The sequence below is a fragment of the Bradyrhizobium sp. Ec3.3 genome, from assembly GCF_000472925.1.
In the GTDB taxonomy this organism is placed as follows: Bacteria; Pseudomonadota; Alphaproteobacteria; order Rhizobiales; family Xanthobacteraceae; genus Bradyrhizobium.
The window spans coordinates 24,274-46,543 of the sequence record NZ_AXAS01000017.1 but is presented as its reverse complement, the minus strand read 5'-3'; the positions used below and the strand labels follow the sequence as shown (position 1 = coordinate 46,543).

Annotated in this window: 21 protein-coding genes and 1 pseudogene; 5 read left to right on the top strand and 17 right to left on the bottom strand. The window is 61.9% G+C overall.

The window, feature by feature from the left end; all coding sequences use genetic code 11:
- The first annotated feature begins 2 nt into the window (after nucleotides 1-2).
- Complete coding sequence (locus tag YUU_RS0118980; protein WP_027523826.1) at nucleotides 3-1,031, top strand: ABC transporter permease; 1,029 nt, start codon at nucleotides 3-5, stop codon at nucleotides 1,029-1,031.
- Between the two features lie 81 nt (nucleotides 1,032-1,112).
- On the opposite strand, the gene YUU_RS0118975 is transcribed toward YUU_RS0118980, so the two are convergent.
- Both YUU_RS0118975 and YUU_RS0118970 read right to left on the bottom strand, forming a co-directional pair.
- Nucleotides 1,113-1,811, bottom strand: coding sequence for an L-2-amino-thiazoline-4-carboxylic acid hydrolase (locus YUU_RS0118975; RefSeq protein ID WP_027523825.1), 699 nt, complete (start codon nucleotides 1,809-1,811; stop codon nucleotides 1,113-1,115).
- Between the two features lie 48 nt (nucleotides 1,812-1,859).
- Nucleotides 1,860-2,246, bottom strand: a complete 387-nt coding sequence (locus YUU_RS0118970; protein WP_027523824.1) for a RidA family protein — start codon at nucleotides 2,244-2,246, stop codon at nucleotides 1,860-1,862.
- Between the two features lie 133 nt (nucleotides 2,247-2,379).
- Between YUU_RS0118970 and YUU_RS0118965 the strand changes: the two genes are divergently transcribed.
- Complete coding sequence (locus YUU_RS0118965; protein ID WP_027523823.1) at nucleotides 2,380-3,009, top strand: LysR family transcriptional regulator; 630 nt, start codon at nucleotides 2,380-2,382, stop codon at nucleotides 3,007-3,009.
- 87 nt (nucleotides 3,010-3,096) lie between these two features.
- Here YUU_RS0118965 and YUU_RS61235 read toward each other — a convergent pair.
- A pseudogene (locus YUU_RS61235) lies at nucleotides 3,097-3,340 on the bottom strand (oligopeptide/dipeptide ABC transporter ATP-binding protein); the annotation flags it as partial.
- A 355-nt stretch (nucleotides 3,341-3,695) separates the two neighbouring features.
- On the opposite strand from YUU_RS61235, the gene YUU_RS0118960 reads away from it, so the two are divergent.
- Both YUU_RS0118960 and YUU_RS0118955 read left to right on the top strand, forming a co-directional pair.
- Nucleotides 3,696-3,914, top strand: coding sequence for a hypothetical protein (locus tag YUU_RS0118960; protein ID WP_027523822.1), 219 nt, complete (start codon nucleotides 3,696-3,698; stop codon nucleotides 3,912-3,914).
- Between the two features lie 171 nt (nucleotides 3,915-4,085).
- Nucleotides 4,086-4,922, top strand: coding sequence for a hypothetical protein (locus tag YUU_RS0118955; RefSeq protein ID WP_027523821.1), 837 nt, complete (start codon nucleotides 4,086-4,088; stop codon nucleotides 4,920-4,922).
- Nucleotides 4,923-4,944: 22 nt separating this feature from the next.
- Here YUU_RS0118955 and YUU_RS0118950 read toward each other — a convergent pair whose 3' ends face one another.
- From YUU_RS0118950 to YUU_RS0118915, 7 genes are all read right to left on the bottom strand, one after another.
- Nucleotides 4,945-5,634: a bifunctional 2-polyprenyl-6-hydroxyphenol methylase/3-demethylubiquinol 3-O-methyltransferase UbiG gene (locus YUU_RS0118950; protein WP_027523820.1), complete on the bottom strand. Its 690-nt coding sequence runs from the start codon at nucleotides 5,632-5,634 to the stop codon at nucleotides 4,945-4,947.
- Between the two features lie 9 nt (nucleotides 5,635-5,643).
- Nucleotides 5,644-8,994 carry an adenylate/guanylate cyclase domain-containing protein gene (locus tag YUU_RS0118945; protein WP_084801479.1) on the bottom strand — a complete coding sequence of 1,117 codons (3,351 nt, stop codon included), beginning with the start codon at nucleotides 8,992-8,994 and terminating at the stop codon, nucleotides 5,644-5,646.
- A gap of 183 nt (nucleotides 8,995-9,177) precedes the next feature.
- Nucleotides 9,178-10,230: an ABC transporter ATP-binding protein gene (locus tag YUU_RS51120; protein WP_035662732.1), complete on the bottom strand. Its 1,053-nt coding sequence runs from the start codon at nucleotides 10,228-10,230 to the stop codon at nucleotides 9,178-9,180.
- Entirely contained in the window at nucleotides 10,223-11,203 is a 981-nt protein-coding gene (locus tag YUU_RS0118930) for an ABC transporter ATP-binding protein (RefSeq protein ID WP_027523818.1), read from the bottom strand. The genes YUU_RS51120 and YUU_RS0118930 overlap by 8 nt, the downstream gene beginning before the upstream one ends.
- Complete coding sequence (locus YUU_RS0118925; RefSeq protein WP_027523817.1) at nucleotides 11,200-12,021, bottom strand: ABC transporter permease; 822 nt, start codon at nucleotides 12,019-12,021, stop codon at nucleotides 11,200-11,202. The genes YUU_RS0118930 and YUU_RS0118925 overlap by 4 nt, the downstream gene beginning before the upstream one ends.
- Nucleotides 12,018-12,941, bottom strand: a complete 924-nt coding sequence (locus YUU_RS0118920) for an ABC transporter permease (RefSeq protein WP_027523816.1) — start codon at nucleotides 12,939-12,941, stop codon at nucleotides 12,018-12,020. The genes YUU_RS0118925 and YUU_RS0118920 overlap by 4 nt, the downstream gene beginning before the upstream one ends.
- Before the next feature lie 59 nt (nucleotides 12,942-13,000).
- Nucleotides 13,001-14,590 carry an ABC transporter substrate-binding protein gene (locus YUU_RS0118915; protein ID WP_027523815.1) on the bottom strand — a complete coding sequence of 530 codons (1,590 nt, stop codon included), beginning with the start codon at nucleotides 14,588-14,590 and terminating at the stop codon, nucleotides 13,001-13,003.
- A gap of 326 nt (nucleotides 14,591-14,916) precedes the next feature.
- Here YUU_RS0118915 and YUU_RS0118910 point away from each other — a divergent pair, with 326 nt between their 5' ends.
- A complete protein-coding gene (locus YUU_RS0118910; RefSeq protein WP_027523814.1) occupies nucleotides 14,917-15,801 on the top strand; it encodes a hypothetical protein in 885 nt (294 codons plus the stop codon).
- 58 nt (nucleotides 15,802-15,859) lie between these two features.
- Here YUU_RS0118910 and mtnK read toward each other — a convergent pair whose 3' ends face one another.
- From mtnK to nuoN, 7 genes are all read right to left on the bottom strand, one after another.
- Entirely contained in the window at nucleotides 15,860-17,149 is a 1,290-nt protein-coding gene (gene mtnK / locus YUU_RS0118905) for an S-methyl-5-thioribose kinase (RefSeq protein WP_027523813.1), read from the bottom strand.
- A 32-nt stretch (nucleotides 17,150-17,181) separates the two neighbouring features.
- Nucleotides 17,182-17,529, bottom strand: a complete 348-nt coding sequence (locus YUU_RS0118900; protein WP_027523812.1) for a hypothetical protein — start codon at nucleotides 17,527-17,529, stop codon at nucleotides 17,182-17,184.
- A 31-nt stretch (nucleotides 17,530-17,560) separates the two neighbouring features.
- Entirely contained in the window at nucleotides 17,561-17,836 is a 276-nt protein-coding gene (locus YUU_RS0118895; protein ID WP_027523811.1) for a DUF1467 family protein, read from the bottom strand.
- Between the two features lie 9 nt (nucleotides 17,837-17,845).
- Nucleotides 17,846-18,250, bottom strand: coding sequence for a methylmalonyl-CoA epimerase (gene mce, locus YUU_RS0118890; protein ID WP_027523810.1), 405 nt, complete (start codon nucleotides 18,248-18,250; stop codon nucleotides 17,846-17,848).
- Between the two features lie 90 nt (nucleotides 18,251-18,340).
- Nucleotides 18,341-20,011, bottom strand: coding sequence for a ribonuclease J (locus YUU_RS0118885; RefSeq protein ID WP_027523809.1), 1,671 nt, complete (start codon nucleotides 20,009-20,011; stop codon nucleotides 18,341-18,343).
- Nucleotides 20,011-20,817: a biotin--[acetyl-CoA-carboxylase] ligase gene (locus YUU_RS0118880; RefSeq protein WP_027523808.1), complete on the bottom strand. Its 807-nt coding sequence runs from the start codon at nucleotides 20,815-20,817 to the stop codon at nucleotides 20,011-20,013. The genes YUU_RS0118885 and YUU_RS0118880 overlap by 1 nt, the downstream gene beginning before the upstream one ends.
- Nucleotides 20,818-20,819: 2 nt before the next feature.
- Nucleotides 20,820-22,256, bottom strand: a complete 1,437-nt coding sequence (gene nuoN, locus YUU_RS0118875) for an NADH-quinone oxidoreductase subunit NuoN (RefSeq protein WP_027523807.1) — start codon at nucleotides 22,254-22,256, stop codon at nucleotides 20,820-20,822.
- Nucleotides 22,257-22,270 lie beyond the last annotated feature (14 nt).

Genomic DNA, 22,270 nt, shown 5'->3' with positions numbered 1-22,270 from the left:
CAATGGCGAGCAGTGAAGCAGTTTCCGGAGCGGCCCGCCGGCCTCGCGGCATTGGCTCCTTCCTGCGCTCGCAGATGCGCAACATCGCGCCGTTCCTGACGCTGATCTTCCTCAGCCTGTTCTTCGCCTTCGCGAGCCCCTCCTTCGCCACGCTGGACAATCTCGGCAATATCCTCACGCAGGTCTCCGTGACCGGCGTCATCGCCGTCGGCCTCACTTTCGTGATCCTCTGCGCCGAGATCGACCTCTCGATCGCCAGCATCGCCAACGTCACGGGCATTGCGGTCGCCTATTTCACCGTGCAGGAATCCTACGTCAACATCGCCAACATCCCCCTCCCCGGCGCAGCCGCAATCCTCCTCTCGCTGCTGCTCTGCGCGACTCTCGGGTTCGTCAACGCGCTGGGGCTGACCGTGATCGGCATCCCCTCCTTCATCATGACGCTTGCGATGATGCAGATCGCGGCCGGCATCTCCGCGCTTCTGGTGCGCGGCCAGATCGCTTACAAGGTGCCTGACCTGATCGCTACCCTCGGCTCCGGCTCGATCGGCGGCATTCCCTGGATCGTCATCGTCGCCGCGGTGATGCTGCTCGCCGGACACCTCGTGCTGACCTACACGCGCTTCGGCCGCTACGTCTACATGGTCGGCGGAAACCGCGAGGCGGCCGAATATTCCGGCCTCAACGTCAAGCTGATCCTGGGCGTCGTGATGGTCATTTCGGCGGTCTGCTCAGGGATCGGCGGCATGCTCGGCGTCGCCCATTTCGGCAGCGCGCAGCAGAACGAGTTCGACACCTATCTGCTCGATTCCATCGCCGCGGTCGTGGTCGGCGGTACCAGCCTGTTCGGCGGGCGCGGCGGCATCGGCAACACCATCGTCGGCCTGTTCGTGCTGGGCGTGCTCAACAACGGCCTCGACCACGTCAACATCGACAGCTTCCTGAAGATCCTGATCCGTGGCCTGATCCTTCTGGCGGCGCTCATCATCAACGTCTACGCGCAGCGGCTCAGGGAGAAAGCGGCGGAGTAGCGGCGCGATCGGCGTCACTTCAAAATGTCGAAAACAACCCCATGCAAAGTAGCGAGTGACGGTAGAGGCAAATTTCGTATTTTACGAAATAATTTGACACGTCAGCCGGGAGAATCGGAAATTGCAGTGGTTCGCGCCGCCAGCCAACGTTTGTGTCCTTTCCAGGCGGATGCCACGCGTTGCATAGGCGTCAAAATCAAGCCCACAAATGTTCGGCAGAATTTCTGCATCTCCATGGCGAGCCGCGAATTTGCAAAAGCCGCAAACTTTGTAGTTGATGCCGAATTCAAAGTTGTCGCCCGGGCCCGGCTCGACGAAATCGTAGACGAAGTCTTCCGGAAACTCTTCCTGATGGCTATTGGTGGTGCTTTTTGTCGCCTGCTCGCGCAGCAATGCCTGATTCTCTGACGACATGAACTGACGCCCTGAGGCGAGGCGTTCCGCTTCGGGTACGGTGAGCAATTGAGCCTTGTAGGTTTCCCGCTCGATTTCGCCGATCACGGACAGCGGCACGCCGTGTCGCCGGAGCACTCGGCTGATGGCCATAAAGCCCATGAGACGCATGAAAAAATCGCTCATGCGACTTGCCGCGCCTCCGACATAGGGCATCTGGGTGAGCACGATCTCGAATTCGTCCATCACCTCCTGCCTAATCCCATCGATATTGGATAGATGCGCACGCTCGCACAACATCGCTTCGGCAAGATCGAGGCGATGGCGCATGGCGGCCTCCATTGCACCGCGATGCGACTCGTAAAAAGGATGAATGATCTCAGTCATCGGACACCTGACACAATTGGCCTATTGCAAAGTCGGCGAGAGCTGGCTTCATTCCGCAGCAATCGCCTCGATCTCCAGCAACCATTTGCTGTCGACGGTTTCAGCGATCATGACCGTCGACGCGGGTTCATGTCCCTTGAGCATCTTGCGGCGAACCGTGCGGTTGGCCACCACCTGATCCCGGTCGGTCAGAAACGTATTGATCTTCACCAGATGCTCGACGCCGAGGCCGGCGGCGGCGAGTACCTCGATGACGTTGCGCCAGGCTTGCTCACATTGCGCCTCAAAACCTTCAGGCACGGTGCCTTCGGATGTCTCAGGCACCTGGCCGCTGATGAACAGCAGGCGGCGATGCTGCTTCAGTTCAAGTCCCATGCTGTAGCCACCGGCGGGAGCGTGGACCGTTGCGGGATTGTGGCTGACGATATGAGCCATGTCAGTTTGCCTCCTGTTCGACGAATTCCAACCTATTCGGCGACATCGCCGCGGGGCAAAGCATTGTTGCTGCGGTTCAGCACTAGAAAATCTATTGCAAGGCCACAGCTCATCCGTGTCAAACTGCAGCGCGATGACCTACGCCCTTCCGCCGCTTAACGCGCTCCGCGCATTTGAGGCCGCCGCGCGGCACCTCAGCTTCAAACTGGCCGCGCATGAGCTGCACGTCACGCCCGCCGCCGTGGGGCAGCAGGTGAAGGCGCTGGAGGCGCGCCTCGGCGTACGGCTCTTCGAGCGATTGCATAAGCAACTCATCCTGACCGCGGCCGGTCAGGCCTATCTGCCCGGGATATCCGATGGCTTTCGTCGCATTGCGGAGGCAACCTCGCAATTGAAGCCGGCAGGCGCGGTGCTACTGCAGTTGGGGGTCCATGGCAGCCTCGACCTGCGCCGCCTCGAATTGGCGGAGTTTCGCAACGCGCATACGGACATCGGTTTGCAGGTGCTGCAGCCTGCCGGCTTGCACGAGTTGGTCGAGGGCAAGATCGACCTGCTGATTGCTCGCGGTCTCGGCCACCATCCGGGCTATCGCTGCGACCGTGTCAATGAGGGATCCGGTCTGGGCGATTGGCTGATCGCCCCTGAAGGCACCGCGGATTGTCCCGAGATCGTCAGCTTCCGCGAATGGCTGCGCGCCCTGCCAGCCAAGGCCCCGCTCGCAAACCACCGCGGCCCTCGTCTCGTGGGCGTTGTCGGAAGTTGAGACGATCGCCAAGCAGTAGGAATTCGGCATCGAAGATCCGGAAGTGCACCACAACGGACGCCCCTCTTTCCCACGGACGTCCCCCTCGCTCGAAGCCAATGCCGTCTGACCAGCATTCTCCTCACTTCGCCAACACCTCACCGAATGCCCGTCGGGACGCGTTTCAAGCGATGGGCCGAGCTCGCGACGACACACGCCTTCGGCGCAACGACAGCGAGGGCTGAACGCACATCCGTCCGGCGGGCTGAGCGGATTGGGAAGGTCGCCCCCCTGTCGTCGCGAGCGGTGCATGGCGCAGCGGATCGGGGATGGCGGAGATCAGGGCTTGCGTGGACATCGGCCACGACCATTCCACAATATCCGTCAGGCTCTCAGCGCTCCCACCGTTCGCCAGGCCGAGACAACGTCGTCATTTGAATCTCCCTCAAACTAGCATATTATCGCTCAAGGGTTGCGAATGTATTCGCTTCTCGCATAGCATGACGCACAAAGATAGATCAACTTATACGTGCTCACCTTTCCACTGTGAGGAACCCCCGCACTATCGATTGTACGGCTCAGGCGACGAAGACGGAGCTGGGCCACGACTACCTTTGCGGCGCAGCGAACGTTAGGTCGACGACGGGGTATTCCTCTGCGAGCAGAGGTCATAGTATCTTTAGGCGACATTCAACCATGAGGGGAATATGGCGAAGGTAAAAGACGAGGGCGGCAGCCCCCTAGCCAAGGATTTCGTTGCAGTTCGTGTCAATGTGACCTCGTCTCAACTGGACCAGGTCCTGACGGCGCTCGGCATTGCAAAGAAGCATAGGGCCAATTTTGCTGCTGGCAGCGTGTTCATCGTGCAAAAGAGGAAGGCGGCGGCGAGAAAGAAATCGCAACGGCGACCAGCAAAAAAGAAGTAGGCGTGACCGAAATTGACGAGTGACTGGAAGCTTACTTCGGTTCTTAGACGCTCGGGATCTCTCAAACGGTCTCGATGGATAAAGTCTCCAGCCTTTGAGGGAGATGTTGGCGCGTTCAAGCTGCTATCGAGTGAAGCGCCCATCTCTTTGGAGCATCCATCCGGCAGGTCGATGGCAATCCTGCCGGGTGACATTTTTCTTGCGACGCCAGGCCATCGAGAGTCGACCCGATGGGTCGTGGGCGGCGTTCCCAAGGAAGGGCTTCTTCCAGACAAGGAGTATTCGATACTATCGAGCTGCGGAATTATCGGCGAGCTCGTCGGCTCGTCTTCACAAAGGAAAAACCCCCTCGGTAAAGTCGAATTTCTTGGAACGTTGGGATCGAACAAAGCAAATATTCGGGATTTCTCGGCAATCAGCAGCGAGGAAAGCTCGGACAAAGGCGCCGAGCTCTACCTGATCGTCGGCACTTCCGCAGAAGTCGGAAAAACGACGGCCGGGCTCACGATCTTGCGGTCGCTTCTTCATCAGGATTATTCAAAGGTCGCAGTCCTCAAAGCCACCGGGACCTCGTCCATCGTCGAGCTCCTGACGTATCGGGATTTCGGCGCTTACAGCGCACTGGATTGCGTCGACTTTGGCCTTCCGACGACCTACCCCTCCGAGAGAAAGGACATTGCACCGGTATTCGATCGCGCAATTCAGTACATGCTCGGATTGCCCGCTCAAGCCGTGTTGATTGAGTGCGGTGGAGACATCCTGGGCGCAAACGTTCCGATCTTCCTCGAACGTCTCAAGCGAACGCGGGCCGTTGATAAGCTCGTGCTCGCCGCGCCGGACTCATTGGCGGCGTTTGGCGGGCTCCGTATCCTGGATAAACTGGGCTTCGCGGTGGATCTGCTGACCGGCCCCTGCACCGACACGCCGACTCTGCTGGAGAGGACACAGAAACTGTGTGGGATTAGAGCGATGAACATGTTGGGCCACGTCTCTGGCGGCGCTCTTTGATGTCGGCTCAGGCTCCTCGGGCCTACTGACGCACCTTGACGCGTGCACTGATCGCCCAGAAATGTCTTAGTCGCGTGATGCGTACTTGGTCGCAATGATCTGAAAGTGCGCGCTTCAGATCATCATCGGCAGGATAGTTCTTAACAATTTCGTAGAGAACATCGTCCTTACCCACCCTTATCTCGTATCTATCTCCGAAGCGATCAAGCCTCGAGATTGGGTTCTTCGCCGTACCTCTGCGGTAGACTTCATCAACCAGCAGGAGCTTTGCGCCCGGCGCAAGCCGCGACAAGAATTGCGCAATGAACTTTTCTTGCTCCCGTTGCTTCAGATGCGACCACCAAAGGACGGCCATTCCGACCTCGAATCTGGTCTCGAATGCGGGCAAGCGAAATGCATCGGCGGTTACAAACGAGACCTGCGAACCGAGGCGCCGCCCAGCTGCAACGGTCAATGTATTGGCGTTGTAGTCGGTGGCTACCACCTGCCTGGCCGATCGAGAACACACTTGCGTCCAATAGCCCGTGCCTGCAGCTACCTCCAACACGGTCTTCCCCTTGACGTGCCGCGTGACCCATCTCCGTAGCCAGGCAAGATCTGCCTGACGCCGGCGCAGTTTGTAAATGTCATCGTACTCAAACGCTCGATGCTTGTAGTACGTCTTGATTGCGTCTGTGCCGCTGCGGATCATGACTCCTGTCGATTTCAGCATGGGAATGCCTCAATCCTCGGCAGGATTTCTGGACAAGCGCGGTGCGCCAATGACGGCCGTTATATCTGCGAGAAGCTTTGAGGCCGTTTTGAAATCCGTCGTCGATTGACCTTCGGTCAGGCCGGATAGAGCCGGCAAAAGGACGTTGTACGCGGCGTCGTCTTTGCCTTCCGCATGCCAGCATGTTGCCTGGGCGGCGGCGGCCCTCAACTCCCAGAGCCTTGCTCCCTGCTTCCTGGCCATCGCTGCAGCTTCGGCAAGCCATTGGTCTCTTTCACCGGCATTTGCGGAGCAAACCAGAGCCCGCATCCGCATGATTTCTGACTTGCACCAGATCTCACCCGTTTCCTCCGCCAGCTGGAACGCTCTCTCCAACAGCATGAACGCTTCGGCACCCTGCCCCTGCTCGTGGTGCACTTCCGCAGCTGCTGCCATGAAGAACGGCAGGATCACCGAGTGACCAGCCTCATGCAGCTCCTCAATATGGCTCCTCATGGCTTCCAGGTGACTTACAGAGGCTTCAGCCCGCGACAATGCCCACGAGTGAAAAAAGCCACCTTCACGCGTCCCCAGAAAGGTCTCGTGGTCTCTGTTTACTTCCAGAAGTCGTCCGGAAAGCGCTGCGCAGCCTTCCACGTCTCGCCACATGATGCGCTGTACGCAAGCCCTCCTTAGGGCAAGCACCAGCGTTATGACATGTTTGAGCGATTCCGCATGCCTTACGCCTTTCATTGCCGTTTCGCAGCCGGATTCCGGATAGCCCATGGCGGTCTGCGACATTCCGACTATCGTATACATGGACGCCTTCATGTCCCTGCTGGCCAAATTGGCATCAGGGCCATCCCGATCGACTTCGTAGTCGGTCAGCAACCTGGAGAGGATGTCGCAGGTTTCGCCAAACTGTCCACGAATGAAATGCGCCAATCCGGCGGCCCGGAACGACATCATTTTCGATTGGGAGTCGGCTAGTTTTGCATCCTGGTGAAGCTCGCGAATATCAGCGGCGCAGCGAGACAAGCTCTCTGCATCCGAGTGAGTGAAATGATAATTGATCAGACCGTCATAGACTCTCAGGAGAGATACGGTGTCACCGGTATGCAGGCTCAGTGTGCGAGCTCGCTCATAACAGGTCAGGACCTCTTCGCTGCCCGATCCTCGAAGATCTATGAGTGCCCGCCCGAGCTGCAATCGCAAAAACAGCTCTCGCTCAGCGCTCTCTGCCCCCGATGGAAGCAGGTCTTGCTGACGAAGCGCATTCTTCAAATGGCTGGCTTTCTCGGCCAGCGCGGAGCGACCGGATGCTTTTTCCGCGGCGAGCAAGCAGTATTTTATCGATCGGTCCGGCTCACCGGCCTCTTCAAAATGAAGCGCCAGAACCTCGGCGTTGGTCATCGGACTATGTTCAGCGGCTCTTTCCAAAAGCGTAGCAAGGCGTAGATGCAGGTGGCGTCTGCGGTTACGCAAAATGGAGTCATATGCCGCATTCTGAACCAAAGCGTGCTTGAATGAATACGAGCTGTCGGGCGCGCGCCCGCGACCATTCACAAGCCCCGCCGCCGTCAGCTCGTCGAGCGCCGCAATCAGAATGCTCTCATCCAAGTCACTAATGCTTCTTAGAACTTCGAATGAAAACTCCCGTCCTATGACCGATGCCGTCTGAGCCACTTCTTTGGCATTTGGATGACGATCCAATCGCGCTGTCAAAGATGCATGGAGCGACGGAGGGACCAGCGCCGAACGCCTCACACCAACTTTAAGCCAGTCTAGTTGGCTTTCCAAAACTGACTTGGTCAGCTCCTCAATATGCAACGGCACGCCATCAGAGCGGGATATGATTTCATCGACCACCTCTGCCGATAGAGCATGCTCGCCAGATACGGCATCGACGAGCAAAGCTGCGTGCCGCCGATCAAGCCCCGTCAGGATCAAGTCGGTTACCTGTGGACGGGTAATCCAGGGCGGCCGGAACTCCAAACGACTGCTGGCGATCAACATCAGAGGAAATTGGTCTATTTCATCGATCAGCCTGTCTATCAGATCCAACGTAACTTGATCCGCCCAATGCAGGTCTTCAAAGACAGCCAGCCTGGCGGATTGAGACGTCTGCATTCTTAGCAACCGAATAATCGAAGCCAAGGTCATGTCTCTTTTCCTGCGCGCCGATAAATCGAGCGGCAGGCCTGGCGTTGGCATGGCAATCGAAAGGAGATCACCAATCAAGAAACCATCAAGCTCCGTAGCACCGTATTCCTCGAGGAGAAGCGCCAGTTTCTCCGACCTTACCGGCATGGAATCTCCGCCTTCAATCTTCGCTGCGAGCTCGATGTGGCGGATGATTGGGTAAAGCGGCGCGTCCTGCTGGTGGGCTGAACACGAAAACTGCAGCGGAGGAAGTCGATCTCCTCCCTGACTTGCATCTTCAAGGACTGAAATGAGCCTGGATTTCCCAATCCCTGCTTCACCGATCAAGAAACACACCAGCCCTTGACCGGCGATAACCCGCTCCCATCGACGCAGAAGCAGGCCCTTCTCTTCCGCGCGGCCGATCAGAGGCGTCTCACTCGAACGAAGAGCTTTGAAACGACTCTCGATGATATTTTCCTTGGTCACCGCCCAGGCAGTTACTGGCCCCTTCAGACCTTTCAGATCCAAGGGGCCCAGGCGTCGGTACTGAAACATCTCACCGGTAAGTCGACGTGTCGCCTCGTCGATAACCACCACGCCTGTCTCGGCGATGGATTGCAGTCGCGCTGCGAGATTCGGAGTTTCGCCGACCGCAGTTTGAGAATCCCTGTCCCCGTCGACGATAGCACCGATAACGGCGATACCCGTCGCGATTCCGACACGACAGTTAAGCGAACCGGGAGGCCCCGCCGGGCTGCTCAGACGATGAACGGCCTCAACCGCGAGCAAGCCACTTCGCACGGCGCACTCGGCGTCGTCCTCGTGTGCGCGTGGATAGCCAAAATACGCGAGTATGCCATCGCCAATGTAGCGAGCGACATATCCTCCATTTTTTGAGACCAGATTCGTAACACATTGGTGGTGAGCGGAGATCACTTCGCGCAGATCTTCTGGATCCAATCTCGTTCCAAGCGCGGTCGACCCGACCAGGTCGACGAACATGACCGTTAGCCGACGCCGCTCAATCTGGGGCTTTGCGCCGTCTTCGGGAGCACCGGCTGCACCGCGTTCTTCGGGGAATTCTTTGGCGCTCGTCTGACCGCATTCAGAGCAAAATCGCGCGCCCGCAGCGTTTTGGTGTCCGCATGAACCGCATTGCCATGAAAGGGGCATACCGCAGTCACGGCAAAACTTTGAGCCAGTAGCAACACGCAATCCACAGCGGGAGCAGAGCATATCCACCTGCTAATCCGGACCGTGCTGTGCCCAGTTTGGTCCTAGCCGAAAGTCTAGAGTCCTGCTGACCTGCTGTCACGTGCCAGTAAGGGCGCGGGGTGCAAATCATTGCGCCTCGGCAACACCGCATCCAAAGTGGTGGGACTGGCCTGACAATGGCCTCAGACCGGCGAGCCGCGCAGATCAGGATGCTCCGTGCTCAGCATGTCCGCTTTCGCTCGAGGCCAAAGCCGTCTGACCGGCAATCTCGTCACTCCGCCAGCACCGGACCGAGTGTCCGTCGGGACGCGTTTCAAGTGACGGACCGGGCTCACGGCGACACACGGCTTCGGCGTGACGACAGCGCGGGCTGAAGGCGCATCCGTTCGGCGGATTGAGCGGATTGGGAAGGTCGCCGCCTGTCGTAGCTAACGGTGCGTGACGGAGCGGATCGGGAATGGCGGAGATCAGGGCTTGCGTATAGGGGTGCGCCGGCCGTTCGAAGATTTCGCGCCAATCGCCGTTCTCCACAATGCGGCCGAGATACATAACGGCGACCCTGTCGCTCATGTGTTCGACGACGCCGAGGTCGTGGCTGATCATGATGTATGAGAGGCCGAGAGTTTCCTTCAATTCCAGCAGCAGATTGATGATCTGGGCGCGGATCGAGACGTCGAGCGCCGACACCGGTTCGTCGCAGATGACGATCCTGGGATTGAGGATCAGCGCGCGCGCAATGCCGATACGCTGGCGCTGGCCACCCGAGAATTCATGCGGGTAGCGGTCGGCCTGTTCGGGCCGCAGGCCCACATGCCGGAGCATCGTCGCAACACGGTCCTCGATCTCGCTTGCGGCGGTCACCCCATGCACGCGCAGGGGATCTTCGAGCGTGCGACGAACGGTCTGGCGTGGATTGAGAGAAGCGTAGGGATCCTGAAAAACCATTTGCACGATGCGGGCGAGCGCCTTGCGATCGCCGGATTGCCGGCCGGTCACGACCTGTCCGTCCACCACGATGCGGCCGCGCGTCGGCCTCAGCAGACCAAGGATCGAAAGCGCGACCGTCGACTTGCCCGAGCCGGACTCGCCGACGAGGCCGAGGCATTCGCCTCGCCTCAAGCTGAGATCGACGCCGTCGACGGCACGGAGCAGCCGCCGGCCGCGGCCCAGCAAGCCGCCTCCCACCGGAAAATGGACCGCGAGATCCTCGACGCTGAGAACGATATCGTCGTTCGGCCTGCCCCGTGGCTCATGCATGGTGATGGCACCTGACGAAACCGCCCGCTTCCAGCAATGTCGCCTCCGGCGCGACTGTCCGGCAAATATCGGTCGCCTGCGCGCAACGCGGATTGAAACGGCACCCGGCCGGGAAATTCGTGATGGCCGGAACGACGCCCGCGATCTCCTTGAGCCTGTTACGGCCAAGCGCCGCGCGGCTGCCCAGCCGCGGCAGCGAGTCGACCAGGCCCTGCGTATAGGGGTGCGAGGGCGCCCGGAAGATATCGGCCGAGCCGCGCTCCTCGACAATGCGGCCGGCATACATGACGGCAACGCGGCGACAGACGTTGGCGACCAGGCCGAGATCGTGGCTGATCATCAGAATAGCCGTTCCTCTCTCGGCGCACAGATTGCGCATAAGCTCGATGATTTCCGCTTGCACGGTCACGTCGAGCGCGGTGGTCGGCTCGTCGGCGATCAGAAGATCCGGACCGCATGCGAGGGCGATGGCGATCATCACGCGTTGCCGCATGCCGCCCGAAAGCTGGTGCGGGTAATCGTTCACGCGCCGCTCCGGCGCGGGGACGCGGACACTTGCCAGCGCTTCGACGGCGAGCTGGTTGGCCTCGCGCCAGCTCTTGCCCTTGTGGAGCACGAACATCTCGGCGATCTGCCGTCCCACCGGCGAGACCGGATTGAGCGCCGTCATCGGCTCCTGGAAGATCATGGCGATGCGATTGCCACGCAGATCCCGTTGGGCGGCGGCCGAAAGGTGCTGAATTTCTCGCCCGTCGAACCGGATGACGCCACCTCCGATCTGCAGCGGCTGCCGCAGCAGGCCGATCAGGGCCAGCGCCGTGATGCTCTTGCCGCAGCCGGATTCACCGACCAGGCCGAACGTCTCGCCGCGATCGATGCGGAAGGAGATGCTCTCCGCCGCCGCAACGCGCCGCGATCCATCGTCGAGATCGATGCGGAGGTCTTCGACCTCGATCAGCGGTGTGCCGGTCATGTCCGCCGGCTCCGCGATTGGGGATCGAGGATGTCGCGCAGGCCGTCGCCGAGCAGATTGAGCCCGAGCACCGTCAGGAAGATCGCGAGACCCGGAAAGACCGAGAGCCATGGCGCCGTCGTGATCTGGTCGCGGGCATCCGACAGCATGCTGCCCCAGCTCGGAAACGGCGGGCGGACGCCGAGGCCGAGGAACGACAAGGCGGCCTCAGAGAGGACCGCGCTGCCCATGCCAAGCGTACCAATGACGACGATCGGCCCGAGCATGTTCGGCAGGAGCTGCGTGATCATGATGCGCAGATCGCCGTAGCCGAGCACGGTGGCGGCCTGCACATAGCCCTGGCTTCTGAGCGACAGTGCTGAGGCGCGTGCGATCCGGCAGGTGAAGGACCAATTGGTCAGCCCGAGTGCGATCAAGAGACTGGTCAGGCCCGGTCCAAGCACCGCCATGATGGCGAGCGCGAAGATCAGCGAGGGGATCGCGAGCATGACATTGGTCAGTGCGTTGACGAAATCGTCCCACCAGCCGCCCCAATAGCCGGCGCTCAGACCCAGCGCTACGCCAATGACGCTGTTGATGAGCTGCGAGGCGATGCCGACCGTCAGCGAGACCCGCGCCCCGTAGACGACGCGGGAATAGATGTCGCGCCCCTGGTCGTCGGTGCCGAACCACCAGGTCCAGCTCGGCGGTTCCTCCGCATTCATCAGATTGGCGTCGAGGACGGGATCGGTGTGCGCGAGCCAGGGCGCCAGTACCCCGACCACGATCGCGAGCGCGAACAACGCGCCACCGATGATGAGATTGGCGCGGAGCTTCATGCGTATCTGATCCTGGGATCGATCACGCCGTAGAGCACGTCGACCAGCAAGTTGATCGCGAGAAAGGCCAGCACCACCACGAGAATGGAGCCCTGGACTGCCGGAATGTCTCGCTGCAAGACGCTGTCTACCAGCAGCGAGCCGATGCCCGGCCAGGAGAATAGTTTTTCGACGACGACCGCCTGCCCCATCAACCCGCCGAACTGGAGGCCGACAGTGGTGAGAATGATGACAAGCGCGTTGCGCATCACGTGCCACTTCACCACCCGGGTCTCGCTCATGCCTTTGGAGCGCGCGGTGCGGACGAAATCAGCCGTCATGATCTCGAGGACCGCAGCACGCGTCGTCCGGGCAAATAACGCCATAGGTGAGACGCCGAGTGTCACGGCCGGCAGCAGCAGATATTTCAGGCCGCCATCGCCATAGCCGAAACTCGGCAACCAGCCGAGCTTCAACGCAAACAGATACATCAGCACCAGTCCGAGCCAGAATTTGGCGATGGATAGCCCCGACACCGCCACGACCATTGCCGCGCTGTCGACGAGACCGCCCGGCCGCAATGCAGCGATGAAGCCGAGCGGCACGCCGACCACAACGGAAAACGCCATGGCCGTGAAGATCAATTGCAGCGTCGGCCATGCTCGCTTGGCGATCATCGTCGTCACAGGCTCGCGCGTCCGGAACGACGTGCCGAAGTCGCCGGTCGCGAGCTTGGCGATGTAGTTGCCAAAGCGCACATAGACGGGATCGTTCAGGCCGAGTTGCTGCTTCAGGCGCAGCTCGACCTGGGGATCGACGTCGTCGCTCATGGTCGAGGCGATGCTGCCGGGAACAACGCTGAACAGCACGAAGACCAGCAGCACGACAGCGAGCACCGTCGGAATGGTTTGCAGGAGGCGACGGATCAGGAAGGAGAGCATCGGCACTTTCTTCCCTCCCTCCATCGCTCATCGCGACGGAGGGAGCACGAGAACGCGTGTCACTTCGCGGGCGAGGTCTCGTCGACCCAGACGTCCTCGACGTTCTGGTGGGTCAGCTCTGTCGCGTTCAGCTGAATTCCGTGCAGCCAGGGCTGCACGGCCATAACAGCCTTGTTGTAGTTGAAGAACCAGACCGGTGCCTCGTCATAGAGCAGCGCATTGGCCTTTTGCAGCAGCTGGGTGCGCTTGGCGGTGTCGTCGGCCTGCCCGGCCTCGTCGAGGATCTTGTCGAAGTCGGCGTTTTTGAAGTTCATGTAGTTGCAGGCCGATTGCGGCGTCGACGAATGGAAGCATTTCAGCGCGGCCTGGGGATCCGGGCCGGTCTGCTGGGAATAGATGAAGGCCTGGTAGTCGCCGGAGCGAACCACCTCCGCCAGCACCGCGGCCTCGACCTGCTTGACCTTGGCCTTGATGCCGACCTTGTCCAGCATCGGGATCACGGCCGCGACGATCGGCAGGCCCCAGCTTTCATTCTGGCTGGTGGTCCATTCGAATTCGAAGCCCTGGGGATAGCCTGCCTCGGCGAGCAGCTGCTTGGCCTTGGCGGGATCGTAAGCGTACGGTTTCATCTTCTTGTCGTAGGCCGGCGAAGTCAGCGGCAGCCAGCTTGTAGCGCGATAGGCCTTGCCCTTGACCAGCTTGTTGATGATCAGGTCGGTATCGATCGCGTAGTTGATCGCCTGCCGGACACGCTTGTCGGCGAACGGCTTGAATGCCGGATTCATCCCCATGTAACGGGTAAAGACCTCGGCGACCTCGGCGATGGTGCCCTTGAGGTTGGGATCGGCCTGATAGGCGACATATTGCGCGGGCCCGAGCACGGAGGTGTCGATCTCCTTGTTGCGGAAGGCGACGTCGCGCGCAGCCGCCTCGGCCATGATCGACACGACGACCTTGTCGGCATAGGGCTTGCCCGGCTTGTAGAACTTATCCCACCGCTCCATGACGATGCGCGATCCCGGCACGTGCTCGACGAACTTGAATGGCCCAAGGCCGATCGGATGCTGGATGAAGCTGTCCTTGGCGGCCTCGTCGGCGGGATAGATCGACGTCAGTGCGGTGAAGAAATAGAAGCCGGGATCGACCTTCTCGGTCAGCTTCATCTCGACGGTGAAGTCGTCGATCTTCTTCAGACCGGAGATCTCCTTGGCCTGCCCCTTCTCCAGCGCGGCCGCGCCCTCGATGATGCGGACATAGCGCGCGCCGGGATAGGCCTTGGCGCCGTCCATGATGCGATTGAAGGACCAGATGACATCGTCGGCCGTCATCTTGCGGCCGTTATGGAAATAGGCGTCGTCGCGGAGCTTGAAGGTCTGAACGAGACCGCCGCCCGAGACGATGACCTCCTTCGCAAGTTCAGGAACCGGCTTTCCTTCCGCGGAGTCCCAGATGTAGAGCGAGCGATGCAGGGCCTTGGCGTAGATTTCGTCCTGGGCGCGCTGGGTGGTGTGGATGTCGAGGCTGGTGAAACTCGAACCGTAGGGCGCGGTCATGCGGATGGTTCCGCCCTTGCGCGGTGTCTGGGCCTCCGCCGTGGCGGCGAGCGCCAGCCCTAAACCCGCGACGATTGCCATTATCCTGAACATCATATTCCCCTCCGACACTGCAGGCCTATTCCGAGTTGACCATTCGCGGCACGCCAAACGCAAGCTCCTCTTTTCGTCTTGATCGAGACCAAACCTTGCGCAGTCGCGGCACGCGCTCCGTCCTGAATTCCTGAAGCCGGAGCTCGGGAGACAAATGACAGTCGCCAGGAGCGACGCCGGTTCCGAACGACGGCCCGGGCCGGGCGCGAACTCAAAATCAGCTGAAAAAACAACGCTATACGAGCAGTGAACGTCTTCCGAGATCGATGCGACCAAGCTCAGGACGAGGGCCATTAGCCCAGGGATCTCGTAGAGATGGAAATCCGGAGATGAAAAGCCGAACGCTGGGCATTTTGCTCGTCGGCAGCTTGGTCGCGGCGACGGCTGTGCTGGCAATCCCAGTCACGCCAAGCCCTGCCGGGGCGAGTCCGACGGGCGAAATCCACACGGGCTGGACCCGCACATCGGGGTCGGACGACCACGGCGACGTGACGTGGTGGGCGGTCAAGGGCCGTTGCACCCCGGAATACGTCGCCCAGCGCCTGCTCTGCGCCGCCATTTCAGTCCTGACAGAGGCCACAAGCCGGGGGTTCGAGGCCAAGGTTTCCGCAGACACCGGTCTGCCGCTGCCCGAGGGCTGGGTCCTCACGACGGCGAAGAATTCGCCGCAGATCAATTCGGTCTACGCCGAGACGCCGCGCGATCTCGCCGCCGTGCTCGACTTCTACCGCGACGCACTCGGCAAGCGTGGCTGGGCCGAGAATGACGGAGCGGTCGTCGCACCTGATAGGGCGGTGATCACCTTCACGACGGCCGCACGACCGGTCCTGCTCCGGCTCTCCCGTCAGAATGACAAGACAGTCGCAGAGCTGTCGAGGCGCAAATTCGCCCCGGCGACTGCCGGCCTTCTGCCGAAGCCGGGGCAAGTGAGGCTGCTGCTCGGCAACAAAACGGATGAAGCGGCAGTCATCACCGTTGCCGAGCAGGCGATCAGGCTTGCGGCGCACGCCGGCGAGAAATTGACTGACTCCGACGCCGCTGCAGGCGAATTGCCGGACGGCCAAAGGATCGACCTGCCGCCCGGCAAGTACGAGGTCACCCTCAAGGTCGAGGGCGGCAAGGTCCAGAGCCGGGAGTTCGAGGTCGCGGCCAGTGAGACCTGGGGTCTGCTGGTCGGCACGGACGGCGCCCTGCTGCCGATGCGCCTGTATTAGCGTTCCGCAACAGCCCCTCCCGTCATTGCGAGCGGAGCGTGCGCCTCGCGCGACGTCTTTAGCCTGACAATTCCGCCTGCCAATCGCGCAGCTTTCGCGCAGCGCCGGTAACGTCCGCGATAGCAGGAAACGCTGCCGTCTCCACCATCATTCCGCGCGCGAGACGGACGGCGCGGGCTTCGCTGATCGCACGCCGCTTCGGATCCTCGATCAGCTCGAAATCGATGTTGTGGGCAAGACCGAAGATGCGGCGAATGGTTTTTGCGGCGGCGAAGCCGACGGTGTCGGCGAACAGGCGCTGCATGTAGGTTTGCCGCTCGGCCTCCAGCCGCGCGGCGCCCTGCTCGCCAGCGAACAGCGAGACGGGATAGGCATCGCCCGTGGCGCCGGCGCGCCAGAGGTCGAGGAATTTGCGGGCGAACCCGTTCCAGACGCTTTCGACCGTCTCCAGCACCCAGGCCTCGAAGGCGGCGCGCTCGCCAGGCGCGCGCTCGTGGCCGGCGGAGGCAAAATAGGCCATCAGGAGATTGGCCAGCACGGCGCCGACGTCGAACCCCATCGGGCCGTAGAACGCGAATTCGGGATCGATCACCCGCGTCTCGCTCCCCGTCACCATGATCGAACCGGTGTGGAGATCGCCATGGATCAGCGCCTCCGGGCTCGCCATGAATTTCAGCTTCAGCCGGGAGATCGCGACATGCAGCTCCATGTCATCGCGCAAGGCCGCGGCCGTCGCGTCGAGGTAGGGCGCGGTCCATCGGTTCTGCTCGGCCACGCGATAGGGATCAGTGAAGATGAGGTCTTCGGTGATCTTGCAGAGCGCGTGATTGCCGGCAAAGGCCGCGATGCCCTCCTTCTTCTCCGCGGCGGTAAGCGCGAGATCGGAGGTGAAGAACAATGTTTGCGCCATGAAGGTGGTGACGTCATCGACGAAGCGCGGATATTGCGTGCCGGCGATCAGCCCTTTGCGCATGATGATGTGCGGCTCGAGCAGCTCCATCACCGTGAGCGCAAGCGCGTCATTGTGATGCAGCACCGACGGCACGAGGCCAGGCGCAAGCTCGGCCTGTCGCGTCAACGCCAGGTATTCGTAATGCGCGCGGGACAGCGGCAGCGGCCAGCTTTCCCCGACCAGGCGGACATAGGGCAGCGCCTGCTTCACGGCAACGCCACCGCGCGCTCCCTTCACGATGAAGACGAGATTGAGATTGCCGTCGCCGACTTCCGTGATCGACCAGTCGCCCGGTGCGCCACCCAGCACCGTCACCAGCTTCGGACGGCCCGCGAGATAGTCCCGCAGATCCACCTCATGCAGAATCCGATAGCTCTCCGCCTGCCCCTGCGTCATGACGATTCCTGCCCATGATTTTGGCCGGATCGTCAGTCGCGCTCCAGGAAGCTCGAACCGATATCGGCCTTTCTTTTGATCGGATCGTAATCGCAATAGACGCCGTCCGCTACCAGCGTGTAGCTCGCAACGACCGTATATTTGTCGAGCTTGATCGAATGCAGTCCGGCGATCGCGGTGCTCTTGCCGCCGTTCCATTTGAACGGCGTCGAGCTCTGCGCCTGCTCACAAGCCATCACCGCCTCGTTGAAGACGTAGCCCTCGACGAAGGCCTTCATGGTGCGGACCTGCACGGCCATCCTCCATTCGAAATAACCTATCGCGGCAAGCCCTGCGACGATCAATATCAAGAGCGCAATGACGATCCGTTGAAATGTCATTTTCTTCCCCCAAAGCGTCGTCTCGAAAACTCTAGAACGGCATTCCCATCAATTTCGACAAGCGTTCGATCGAGAGATAGCCGGCATGATAGGCGGCCATGCCGATCGCAAAGACGACCGCCGAGATCAGCGTGGTCCAGATCAGCTTGCGGCGCATCCCGGTCAGGATCGGCGCGCCGGGATCGGTGCCGGGGGCGCCGACGCCGTCCTCGTGTTGGCTGCGCACGCCGAACGGCAGGGTCACGAACAGCGTGACCCACCAGAGCACGAAGTAGATCGCGAGCGCGGTGGAGATCTGGTAGGCCATCGCCCTGCCCTACGCCTGTTCGATCTCGACCAGCGCGCCGGAAAAGTCCTTCGGATGCAGGAACAGCACCGGCTTGCCATGCGCGCCGATCTTCGGCACGCCGTCGCCGAGCACCCGCGCGCCCTCCTTCACCAACACGTCGCGCGAGGTGATGATGTCGGCGACCTCGTAGCAGATATGATGGATGCCGCCGTCGGCATTGCGCTCAAGGAACTTTGCGATCGGCGACGCTTCGCCCAGCGGCTCGATGAATTCGATCTTGGTGTTGGGGAGCGTCACGAATACGGTGGTCACGCCGTGCTCGGGCAGAGCCACGGCCTCGGAAATCTGCGCGCCGAACGCCGCGCCATAGATCTTTGCCGCCTTGGCGGCGTCCTTGGTCGCGATCGCGACATGGTTGAGCCGGCCCAGCATGGTTCTCTCCCTTAGAGCATGATCCGGACCCGAAGGGCCGCGTTAGCGCAAAGTGTGACGCGGTTTTGCGAAGGGATCTGCTCAAAAAATTCAGACTGTCAGTACATGTACCAGACAGGGGGGCTTTTTGCCCCAATGTTCATTGATCACGGCCCGGACCGCCCGTCGCACCGACTCGCCCAATGCGTCCGGGTCGCGGCGGCGCGGCTTTGGCAGGCCTTCGATCGTCGAGACCACGGCGTCGAAGACCAGGTCGTCGAACAGCTCGCCCGCCTTGTTCTTCTCGGGGATGCCGACGAGATCGACCTCGGGTTCGTCGGCAAGCTCGCCCTGCGCGGTCATGGCGATGGCGACGAAAGCACAACCGGAGAAAGCCATCCGCCGCCGCTCGACCACCGCGCGCGACTTGGAATCCTCCAGGATCGTACCGTCCTTGTAGAGGCGGCCCGAAGGCACCTCGCCGACGATGCCGGGGTCGCCCGGGCCGAGCTTGACCAGATCGCCGTTGCGGCAAACCAGCACCCGCGGCACGCCGGCGGCGCGCGCGAGCTTGGCGTGCTCGTGGAGATGCAGGGCCTCGCCATGGACGGGGATCAGGAGCTGCGGCCTGGTCCAGGCGATCATGTCGCGCAATTCGTCGCGGCGGGGATGGCCGGAGACGTGGACCAGGTGGTCGCGGTCGGTGATGACCTCGACGCCCTGGAGGACCAGATTATTGATGATCGAGCCGACCGCCTTCTCGTTGCCGGGAATGGTGCGCGAGGAGAAGATCACGCAGTCGCCACGGTTCAGCGTGATCTCGGGATGGTCATCATTGGCTATGCGCGCCAGAGCCGCGCGCGGCTCGCCCTGGCTGCCGGTGCACAGCGCCAGCACCTTGTTCTGCGGAAGATGGCCATAGACCTCGGGCGAGCGGAAGTTCTGGACGCCCTCGAGATAGCCGGTCTCGCGCGCGACCTGCACGACGCGGTCCATGGCGCGGCCGACCACGACGACCTCGCGGTCGGCGGCGCGAGCCGCCTCCGCCACCGCCTTGATGCGCGCGACGTTTGAAGCAAAGGTCGTCACCGCGACGCGGCCCTTGGCTTCCTTGACGAGCTCGATGATGGTCCTGGCGACTTCGGCTTCCGAGGGCGAGCGGCCCTCGCGCACCGCGTTGGTGGAATCGCCGATCAGGGCAAGCACGCCCTCCTCACCCAGCTGGCGCAGCCGCCGCTCGTCGGTGGGACGGCCGATGATCGGGGTCGGATCGATCTTCCAGTCGCCGGTGTGCAGCACCGTGCCGGCCTCGGTGTGGATCGCCAGCGCATGAGATTCCGGAATCGAATGCGCGACCGGGATGAACTCGACGTTGAACGGGCCGATGTCGACGCGACCGCCGGAGGGGATCACGGTGACCGGGATCTTTGGCGGATTGCGCTCGGCCGCGCATTTGGCCTCGAACAGCGCTGCGCTGAACTGCGTCGCGTAGATCGGACATTGCAGCTTCGGCCATAGATCGATGATCGCGCCGAAATGGTCCTCGTGGGCATGGGTCAGCACCAGACCCATCAGGTTCTTGCGTTCCTTCTCCAGGAAGCTGATGTCGGGCATGATCAGATCGATGCCCGGCAGGTGCTCCTCGTCGCCGAAGGAGACGCCGAGATCGATCGCGAGCCAGGCACGCTGGTGGCGGTTACCGAGGCCGTAGATCGACAGGTTCATACCGATCTCGCCGACGCCGCCGAGCGGGGCAAACACCAGTTCGTCGGGCCTTGCCATCATGCCGCTCCCATGGATGCGGCCGCGCCGAAGAACACCTCGCCGGCGGCCACCGGCACGCGCCGGCCGTCGGCGGTGCGGACGATCAGGCAGCCGGTCTCGTCGATGGTGTCGAAGATGCCCTCGAGCGTCGCTTTCCCGGTCTGGATCGCGACCTTCTCACCGAGGCCGGCGGCGCGCTCCAGCCAGAGGCGGCGGATCTCCGCAAAGCCGCGGCCAGCGTCCCAGATGCCCCGGAATTCAACCCAGGCGTCCGACAGGGCGGCGAACAGCTCTTCCGCGCTGATATGGATCCCGAGGGCGGCCAGCGATACCGCAGGCGTCGGCATGCCTTCGGGGGCCGCGACGACGTTGGTGCCAATGCCGACCACGATGGCAAGGCGGTTGTCGATGGCCTCGGCTTCGAGGCCGATGCCGACGAGCTTCTTGCCGCCGGCAAGCACGTCGTTCGGCCATTTCAGGGTGTATCGGGGCCGGTCGGGACCCAGGCGAAGCGCGGCCTCGACGCTGACCCGCTCCAGCGCCGCCTCCTCCGCCAGCCCCGCCGCAAAGCCGAGCGTGGCGGCAACGGCCGGCGCGACGTCCATCACCTCGAGGATGCTACAGGCGAGATTGCCCCGCGGCGCGAACCAGGCGCGCTGGCGGCGGCCACGCCCCGCGGTCTGCTCTGAGGTCGCGAACCAGATCGGGCCGCGCTCGCCTTGGCGAGCGCGCTCAAGGGCTTCCGTATTGGTCGAGCCGATCTGGTCGAAGGCTGCGAGGCGGTAGCCCGCGTTGAGAGCGCGATGACCGAGCGCGAAGCCCATCCCTAGAACAGCGACTTTGCCGCTGCGCTGGCGACACTCACGACGGGTCCCGCAAACAGCGCAAACAGGATGGTGAACAGGCCTGCCACCGCCAGCACGGCCCTCACCTCGATGCGTACCGGATCGATCTGCCCGGCAGGCTCGTCGAAGTACATCGTCTTGACGATGGCGAGATAGTAGTAGGCGCCCACCACGCTCGTCAGCACGCCGATGACGGCGAGCGTGAACAGGTTGGCCTTGATCGCTGCGACAAACACGTACCACTTGGCGAAGAAGCCGGCGAGCGGCGGAACGCCCGCGAGTGAGAACAGCAGCATCGCAAAGAAGAAGGCGAGCAGCGGGTTGGTGCGCGAGAGGCCGGCGAAATCGCTGATCTGCTCGACCGCCTGGCCGTTGCGCTTCATGGCGAGAATGACGGCGAAGGAGCCGAGCGTCATCGCAATGTAAATCACGAGGTACATCAGCACACCCTGCGCGCCCTCGACCGTGCCGGAGGCAAGGCCGACCAGCGCAAAGCCCATATGGCCGATCGAAGAATAGGCCATCAGGCGCTTGATGTTGGTCTGGCCGATCGCGGCAAAGGAGCCGAGCGCCATCGAGGCGATCGCCACGAACACCAGGATCTGCTGCCATTGCGAGACGATGCCGGGGAACGCCGTCAGCGTCGCGCGCGTGAAGACGGCCATGGCCGCCACCTTCGGCGCCGACGCGAAGAAAGCGGTCACTGGCGTCGGCGCGCCCTCATAGACGTCGGGCGTCCACATGTGGAACGGCACCGCCGAGACTTTGAAGCACAGGCCGGCGAGCAGGAAGACGAGACCGAAGACCAGGCCGACGCTGGCGGTCGTCGCAGATGCCGCGATGCCGGTAAAGCTGACCGTGCCGGTGAAACCGTAGATCAGCGAAGCGCCGTAGAGCAGCATGCCGGACGACAGGGCGCCGAGCACGAAGTACTTCAGGCCGGCTTCGTTGGACTTTGCGTTGTCCCGGTTCGAGGCCGCCACGACGTAGAGCGCCAGCGACATCAGCTCGAGGCCGAGATAGAGCGAGATCAGGTCGCCGGCCGAGATCAGCACCATCATGCCGAGGGTGGAGAGCAGGACGAGGATCGAATATTCGAAGATGCGGCGCGACGGATCGGACAGGAACTCCGTCGACAGGATCAGCGTCACCGCCGAGCCGATCAGCGCCAGGATCTTCAGGAAGCGCGCGAAGTCGTCGACGATGAAGCTGCCGCCGAAGGTCACCTGCTTGCCCGCTGGCACCAGCAACACCAATATGCCGGTCACGATCAGGAGGAGGATCGCGAGCGTAGTGACCGCCTTCGTGGTCCCCTGCCCGCGATACGCACCCAGCATCAGAAGCGCCATGCTGCCGACCGCGAGCACAAGCTCGGGCACGACCGGCGCCAGTTGATAACCTGCAGTCTCAAAGCTCATGGCGATATCCTGAC